The organism is Psychroflexus sp. MES1-P1E, assembly GCF_002836055.1.
Lineage (GTDB): Bacteria > Bacteroidota > Bacteroidia > Flavobacteriales > Flavobacteriaceae > Psychroflexus.
Window position 1 is genome coordinate 1 of record NZ_PJBS01000253.1, and the last position, 2,157, is coordinate 2,157.

Annotated in this window: 1 protein-coding gene; it reads right to left on the reverse strand. The window is 33.8% G+C overall.

Going from position 1 to position 2,157, the window contains the following annotated elements:
* Positions 1-187 precede the first annotated feature (187 nt).
* Positions 188-2,080: a molecular chaperone HtpG gene (gene htpG / locus CXF67_RS09480; protein ID WP_102088543.1), complete on the reverse strand. Its 1,893-nt coding sequence runs from the start codon at positions 2,078-2,080 to the stop codon at positions 188-190.
* Positions 2,081-2,157 lie beyond the last annotated feature (77 nt).

The window sequence follows — 2,157 nt, forward strand, 5'->3', positions numbered from 1 at the left end:
TGAAACTCAATAAGCTTGTGGACAGGTGACAATAAAAGTATTTTTAAACAGGTTCCTTGGAAATTTAATCTGTATTTTTTTATCAATTATTTTCAATCTTTAAAAGTCTCGTTGGCAGTCAGAGATCTTGAAATAAAAAAACCACTTCCGAAGAAGTGGTTTTTAAAACTTAATATGAAATCTTGTATTATTTAATCATTTTGAAGCTTCGCTCTACGAAATTCGTCAATTCTTCTCCCTTTAATAAATTCTGAGAAAGAAGTGCTAAATCTAAACTCTGTTTAATTAGAGCTTCTTTTTTAGAATCTTCTTTTGCTTTCAGAATTTTAGAGATCAATGGGTTGTTGGTATTTACCACCAAATTGTACATTTCTGGCATATTTCCCATTCCAAACATTCCTCCGCCACCGGATTGCTGCATCTCTTTCATTCGACGCATAAACTCAGGCTGAGTAATCACTACTGGAGCAGTTTCGGAATCTAGCGCCTCCAACTGAACGGTGTAGCGTTCTTTAGGAACTACAGTTTCGAAACTCGTCTTAACGGTTTCTTTTTCTTCATCGCTAAGTTTAGACACTTGTTCAGTATCCTTTTTAATCAAGTTTTCAACATGATCACTATCTACTCTTACGAAAGAAACTTTTTGCTCGTTTTCCTGTTCTATTTTCTGAATTAAATGGGATACAATAGGAGAGTCTAACAAGACCACTTTGTACCCTTTAGCCTCAGCTCTTTTAATATAGCTATGTTGCGTATCTTTATTTGAAGCATATAGAATTACTAGCTTATCCTCCTTATCCGTTTGCAGTTCTGAAATCTCATTTTTCAGTTCCTCTAAGGTGTAGAATTTTTCATCTGTAGTTGGATATAAAGCGAAGCTCTGTGCTTTTTCAAAAAACTTGTCTTCAGAAAGCATTCCATATTCTATCACTACTTTGATGTCGTTCCATTTCTTTTCAAAATCTTCTCTATTATCATTGAATATAGATTTCAACTTATCGGCAACTTTTCTGGTGATATAACTAGAAATCTTTTTGACAGCACCATCTGCTTGTAAATAAGATCTAGAAACATTTAAAGGAATGTCAGGTGAGTCGATAACACCTTTCAACATCGTCAAAAATTCCGGTACGATGCCTTCGACATTGTCTGTGACATAGACCTGATTTTGGTACAGTTGAATTTTATCTTTTTGTGCAGATAAGTCGTTACCCAATTTTGGAAAGTAGAGAATCCCTGTCAAATTAAAAGGGTAATCTACATTTAAGTGAATATGAAATAAAGGCTCTTCAAATTGAGTTGGGTACAATTCACTATAAAATGAATTATAATCTGCATCTTCAAGTTCTGTAGGTTGCTTAGTCCAAGCTGGATTAGGATTGTTGATAATATTATCTACAGTCACTTTTTTTGGCTCATCCTCTTCTTTAGAATCCTCAGCCTTTGGAAGTTCTTTTTCCTTTGTTCCAAACTTAATAGGAATAGGCATAAACTTATTGTACTTCACAAGAAGTTCGGTGATCCTTTGGTCTTCTAGAAATTCTTTTTCATCATCATTGATATGAAGAATAATTTCAGTCCCGCGATCAGTTTTATCAGACTCTTCTAAGCTAAATTTAGTAGTCCCTTCACAAGTCCAATGGGCTGCTGGCTCATCTTTCCAAGATTTGGTTTTGATCTCGACTTTATTAGCCACCATAAAGGCAGAATAGAAGCCCAAACCAAAATGACCTATAATCCCCGTATCTTTCGAATCGGAATCTTTATATTTTTCTAAAAATTCTTCAGCACCTGAAAAAGCAATTTCATTGATATATTTTTCAACTTCATCCTTGGTCATTCCTACACCTTCATCGATAATATGAAGTGTATTGTCTTCTTTATTAATTTTGATTTCAATTTTAGGATGCTTGGCTTCAATTTTAGCCTCACCAATTCTAATCAAATGATTCAGCTTTAAAGTCGCATCAGTTGCATTGGAAATCAATTCCCTTAAGAATATTTCGTGATCGCTGTAAAGGAATTTTTTAATCAGTGGAAAAATGTTTTCTACTGAAACGTTAATATTACCGGTAGCCATATATATTATTTTTTATTTACTAATCACTAGCAAACTAAATACCGCTAATGCTTTTGTGACAATCTGACATAAGGACA